This is a genomic window from Streptomyces sp. SID3343, from assembly GCF_009865215.1.
Taxonomy (GTDB): Bacteria; Actinomycetota; Actinomycetes; order Streptomycetales; family Streptomycetaceae; genus Embleya.
This window is the reverse complement of record NZ_WWJX01000488.1, coordinates 1-5,675: the sequence shown is the minus strand read 5'-3', so window position 1 is coordinate 5,675 and position 5,675 is coordinate 1. Positions and strand designations below refer to the sequence as shown.

At 72.5% G+C, this 5,675-nt stretch carries 6 protein-coding genes; all 6 read right to left on the bottom strand.

Annotated features, from left to right (window positions below):
- A partial coding sequence (locus GT354_RS15480; RefSeq protein ID WP_346012044.1) for an endonuclease/exonuclease/phosphatase family protein occupies nt 1-629 on the bottom strand: 629 nt, incomplete at its 3' end.
- Nucleotides 626-1,573, bottom strand: coding sequence for a Scr1 family TA system antitoxin-like transcriptional regulator (locus GT354_RS15475; protein WP_161356893.1), 948 nt, complete (start codon nt 1,571-1,573; stop codon nt 626-628). The genes GT354_RS15475 and GT354_RS15480, both read right to left, overlap by 4 nt.
- The gene (locus GT354_RS15470) at nt 1,570-1,977 is read right to left on the bottom strand and encodes a hypothetical protein (protein WP_161356892.1); all 408 of its coding nucleotides are present in this window, start codon (nt 1,975-1,977) and stop codon (nt 1,570-1,572) included. The genes GT354_RS15475 and GT354_RS15470 overlap by 4 nt, the downstream gene beginning before the upstream one ends.
- An 80-nt stretch (nt 1,978-2,057) precedes the next feature.
- On the bottom strand, nt 2,058-3,374 hold the full coding sequence (locus tag GT354_RS15465) for a hypothetical protein (RefSeq protein ID WP_161356891.1): 1,317 nt from the start codon (nt 3,372-3,374) through the stop codon (nt 2,058-2,060).
- A gap of 131 nt (nt 3,375-3,505) precedes the next feature.
- Nucleotides 3,506-4,711 (bottom strand): hypothetical protein, encoded by a 1,206-nt coding sequence (locus tag GT354_RS15460; RefSeq protein WP_161356890.1) that lies wholly within the window; start codon nt 4,709-4,711, stop codon nt 3,506-3,508.
- A gap of 112 nt (nt 4,712-4,823) precedes the next feature.
- Nucleotides 4,824-5,675, bottom strand: an 852-nt coding sequence (locus tag GT354_RS15455) for a hypothetical protein (RefSeq protein ID WP_161356889.1), incomplete at its 5' end; no start/stop codon positions are given.

Below are 5,675 nucleotides of genomic sequence, written 5' to 3'. Positions count from 1 at the left end.
TCGGGGTCGTCGGCCCCGATCGTGTTGAGGTCACCCAGCAGGACGCAGGACGTGTCGTCCTTGGCGTACTCGGTAAGCCAGCCCGCCTCCCTTTTGCGGCCGTCACCGGCGAACGGGTCGAGGTGTGTGTTGAGGACCGTGACGTGTTCGCCCGTGGCGCGGATCACGAACTCGGCCCGCTGCAGGGTGTGGTGGAACTTGCCGCAGGCGGCGTCCGGCGTCCACCGTTTCAGGGACAGCTTGTCCGTGCGGTAGAGCAGGACCAGATGGCACTCGTGGCTGGAAGACGCAGCGAACAGGCTCTCCATACCGAGGGCTTCGGCCGTCTCGCAGACCCGGGCGAAGTCACTTGTGTCCCACGACTTCGCCTCCTGCAACGCGATGACGTCCGCGTGGAGGGACGCCAGAATCGCGAGAATGTTGCCGTAGCGGTCGTCGTCCCACGCGCCGTCGAGCACGTTGTCCGTGACGTACGTCAACGCCTTCGGGGTCGGCGTTGGGAAGAGGTCCGCTCGCGCCGACGCCGTGCGGGTTCGACCGGTCGACCGGGGGGTGATGGTCGCTGCGACGCCCGCGCGCGTCCTGGTGGCGGGCAGGGCGGTGGCGGGCCGGTTGTTGGTGGCGATCACGAGGAGTGCTCCCGGGCGGGTCGAGGTGTGGTGGTCGGGGCCGGCGTGGCGCCGGTGCTTTCGGCGAGGCTTCGGCCGTCGGTCCCGAAGGCCGTGGGCGCGCGGTCGGCGCCGCGCGGGTGGTGGGTGTGTTCGGCACGGGTCAGGTGCCGTTGGGTGTCGGTGTGGTCGTGGGCGGCGAGGGCGATGCGGTCCAGCGCGGCGCGGTGGTGGTCGCTCTCGCGCAGGTAGACCACGGCATCCGCCTGCTCCAGGCAGATCAGTTCGCGGCTGTCGGCGAAGCGCAGGTACTCGATCGACGGCGGCTGTGTGAGGTCTGTGGGCGGGACCGTCCGTATGTGCGTGTTGGCCCGCTGGGTCGCCCGGCGCAGGGCGCGGATCTGATCTGCCATGACCGCGGCGTCGCCGATCGTTTGGTCGAGGACCACCGGGTCGAGGAAGGCGACGAGCACACAGTCGGGAGTGTGGTCGAGGACGGTAGGGCGCTGGCGGCCCGGTGGTTTCGCGGGTGACATCCGGGAGTCGGGGAGGGTAAGGGTGTTCAGGGCCCGGGTGTAGTCGTGGGTGCGCAGGGGGCCGGGGACGGTGCGCGCGTCGTGGACGCGGATGTGGTGGGCGCGTGCCTCCAGGTGGGTAAGGCGCTCGTGGCGGCCGGGCAGGACGTCGGCGTATCGGTCGTGGAAGAACGGTCGGCCGGCCTTGTCGAGCAGGTCCTCGACGATCGCGAAGGTGAGCTGGTCCCCGACCTCGTACGCGGCCAGGAGATCGGTGATGTCCGCTGCGCGGAGCGGGACTTCGGCGCGTTCGAGCCTGCTGATCTTGGAGGCGGATCCGCGGATGTGCACCGCCGCGTCCCACAGGTTCATGCCGCGTCCCACGCGCAGCTCGCGCAGGACCGCGCCCAGGACCAGCGCGGCCGGTGCGGGCACGTGCGATGTGCTCACGGCACCCACCGCACCGGTGCGCCAAGGACCCTCGCGGTCGGTGACGCGGCGGCGACGCCGCGCGGGTCCGTGCCGGCGATCTCGACGTCCCGGTCCGGCTCCTGCGGCACATACACGCACGTGCCGAGTCCCGGGAACTGGACGGTCGTCTCCTGGGCCGTGCGTGCCGTGTGGACAGCGATGCCACCGGTCACCCTGGCTGCGGGAGCTGCTCCCGACATGGCATCGGCCAAGTCCGCTTGGGCCTGCGGCTCGACACGGGCGTGGACGGTGAGCGAGGTACGGGTAGGGACGACCGGTCGCCACCACGGCGTCAGGGCCGTGTCCGGGTGGGCGATGGTGGAGTGGTGTGTGGCGAAGACCGGCACGCAGACGACGGCGATCCCGGTGAGCGGGGTGGGCAAGGTTGTCCTCCGATTCGTGCGAGGGCCCCGAGGCGGTTCGGGCGCAGCGTCGTTCAAGCGCGCTTCCGAGGCGCCGGCCGTCAGCCACGTGGTGTCTTGCGGGTGTCGAGTTGGCGGTGTCTGGGGATTCCGCAGGCGGCGTGGACGCGGGCCAGGGCCGTGGTCAGGGCGTATTCGGGCTGCTCGGGTCGGAGTTCAAGTCCGCGGATGATGGTGGCGACGATCTGCAGGACGCGGGTCGCGCGGTGGGTCATGTGGCGTTGGGTGTCGGTGGGCGCGGGCACGCGTGGGGGCAGGGCGAGGCAGGTGGTCAGGACGGTGAGGGTGTCCATGGCCCACTGCCGCAGGACCTCGCGCAGCGTGGCCGGCCGGTTGTGGTCGGGGAGGGGTCCGGTGTCCGTGGTGAGCCAGGAGTGCACGGCGCCGGTGACCGCCACGACGGTGTCGGGGGGTGCGGCGCTGCCGATCAGGAGCTGGGTCAGACGGCTGACGAGCAGGGCGATGTCCGCCTCGGGAGCGGCGAGGTGCGGTCGGGGACTGCTGGTCCAGGTGCCGCCGGTGGCAAGGACGAGGTGGTCGCAGTCCAGGTTTCCGTGGACCAGGACGCGTTGTTCGTCGTGGTCGTGCGGGCGGTGTTCGTCCAGGCGCACCGAGAAGTCGTCCATGCTGTCGAGGAGGGCCCGCCGGTTCTTGATGTGGGTCCACCCGATGCCGATGTCGTCCAGCCAGGCGGGGGCGATCCCGTGCCAGAGCGCGCGGAACTCGCCCTCGACGCCCAACCGGCTGCTCGACGCCGGGACGGGCACCGCTTGGGTGAGGTGGGGGTCGCGGATGCCGGCCAGGGCGGACCACAGGTGTTCCAGCAGTGCGCCGGTGCGGTCCGGGTGTTCCAGGACGGCCGCCGACAGGCTGGTCCCGTCGGGGTGCTCGGTGATGGTGACCGGCCCTTGCGAGGCGATGGTTTCGGGCCGGTCGAGCCCGGTGGCGCGGGCGAACGCCGCCGCGTGTGCGAGGTCGTGTTGGACGCGGCGGCCGACGCGGTCGTGGCCATGGTGCAGAAGGGACGTCACGGGCGCGTCTGCGGCTTGCGCGTCGTGCAGGAGGGCTGCGACCGGTCGCCCGTATGCCATACGGATCGTCACCGGCCGCTGGTCGACGACAGCGGTGAGGGTGAGGCCCGACAGATCGCCAAGCTCGGAGCCCAGGACGATGTGCGCGCCGTCGAGAAGCCGGCGGGAGGCGACGTCGATGCGGTGCGCCGCCCATCCACGGGCCTGGTTCGCGTCACGCAGCCTCCGTCGCACAGTGGGCGCGTGCGTCCCGCGAAGTCTCGGTGCCGCGCCGTCGGGCGCGGCCCGCGTCGTGTCCGGGCTGCGGGTGGTGACGTGGTCGTGCACGTGGATCTCCTGTGCGAGGTCGGGGTTCGAGGCGGCCTCGGGCTCAATGGGGAGCGCGGCGCGAGGGACGCGGTGCGGCTGGGTTGTGATGCCCGTCGCCTTTCGGTGCGGCGGTGCGGGCACGGGCGGGTTCAGGCGCGGCCTGCCGCTGTGACGCGGGCGAGGGCGTGGGCCAACGCGGTCGCCGGTGGCGTGTCGGCGCCGAGGAGGCCGTGCGCGATGTGCTCGACGATGTCGAGGACCTCGGTGGCGCGTTCGGCCAGGCCGCGTTGGGCCGGGGTCAGGATCGGCACGTCCGGGGGCAGCGCCAGGTGGCCGGCCAGGGTGGTGAGGGTGTCCATCGCCCACAGGCGCAGCACGTCCCGCAGCGCTTGGGCGCGGCGGATGTCGTGCGCGGCCAGGGGTCCCTCGGTCGCGGTGATCCACGCGTACAGGTCGGTCGTGACCGTGTCGGCGACACCGGCGGCGGCGCGGGCGCCGATCAGGTGTTGGGTGGTGCGGCTGAGCAGCGTGGCCAGGTCGGAGTGTGGGGTGGCCAGGTGCGGGCACGGGCGGCACGGCACGGGCGCCGCGGGTCGGACGAGGATGTCGGCGGGGTCGAGGCCCCCGTGGGCAAGCGTTCGCGTGGCGGTCCCGGGCGCGGTGAGCATGATTCGCACGGCGACGTTGACCAGGCGTGCGCGCAACCTCGACAGCGCGCCGCCGGTGGCCCACCCCCGGCCGGCTTCGGCGATGTGATCGGGCAGCGGATCCACCACCCACGTCGCGGCGAACTCCGCCTCGATCGAGGCGGCTTGGTCCAACGAGGCAGCGGCGGCCATGCGGTTCGCGGCGGTCGGCGGCCGAAGGGGGGCGAGTGATCCCCACAGCCGGTCGAGGTGGTCGACCAGCCGGTGCGGCACGTCGAGAAGTCCCGAGGCCAACGTCGCGGCGGCCGACGCGTGTTCGACGACCACGACCGGGCCCCGCAGGGCCAGCACCGCGGGGGCGGACGGGCAGCCCATCGCCACCAGGACCGCGCGATGGGCCGAAGCGCGGGCCGTCTCGTGACTCGCGCGGTCGTGCGCGGCGGCCATCCGCGCCGCCATGGTCGCGTCCTGTTCGTACAGCAGCTCGGGCAACGTCGTGCCGTACGCCAGGGACGCCGTCACCGGGAGCGGCTCCCGGCCGGGCCCGTGCAGCAGGGCGTCGCGGGTGTGGTGCGCGCGACTCGGGCGGGTGTGGCCCCACTCGATCGTGCCGTCGAGCAGGGCGGGCACAATCGCGCCCAGGCGGGCGTCGGCGTACGCCGACGCCCGGTCGTGGGCGTGCCGGTACCGGGTGTGGTGGAGGGTCATGTCCTGTCCGGGATAGAACGAACGGAGGAGAAGGAGCGGGTGGCCGACGGGTCGAGACGTGCGTCGAGCCGGATGGTGGTGCCTTCCTTGCGGCCGGGGGCCGTTCGGGTCGTTAGGCGCGGGCCGCGTGGGCGACCAGCGCCAGCGCGTCGGCGAGCTGGGTACGCGGGGAACCGTCGCCCTGGAGCAGGGCGTGGGCTATGCGTTCGGTGACGTCCAGGACGTCGGTCGCACGTTCACCGAGACCACGTCGTGTCTCGTCGAGGACCGGCAGGTCGGGCGGTAGGACGAGCACGTCACCCACGACCGTGAGAGTGTCCATCGCCCACAACCGCAGGACCTGACGCAGCGCCGAATCGCTGTGCCCGTCAGTGGAGTTGAGGGGGTTCGTGCTCGCGGTGACCCACCCGTGGATGCCGGTGCAGACGGCGTCGGCAATGGTCGTCCCGGGGCGGGTGCCGATCAGGTGGTGGGTGATGCGGCTGAAGAGCATCGCCAGGTCGGCGTGCGGCGCCGCGAGATGTGGCCGCGGATCGGTAAGGATCATGCCTTGGGAGCGCACGACGATGTCTCGCGGATCCAGCCCCCCGTGCGCGAGGACAATCTCGCCGACGGGCGGGCCGGCGAGTCCCACACGGACCGCGACGTGTTCCACACGCGGGCGAAGACTCAGGCCCGCACGCCATCGGGTCCAGCCGTCCGTCGGCCGGGCAGAGCCGTGCAGGGCGGACCGCGCGCGATCGAATCGGGCCCGGATCGAGTGCCGCTCGTCCAACGGAGCCACGGCGTCGAGCCGGTGAACCGCGGCGCAGGTGCGCAGCGGCGCGAGGGTGGACCACAGGCGCCCCAGGAGGGCACCGGTGTTGCCGGGCTGGCGCACCAGCGCGGCAGCCAGGCTCCGTTCGTCGTGGTGGGGGACGCGTTCGAGAACCGTGACGGGCCCTCGGTGGGCGAGGATTCGGGA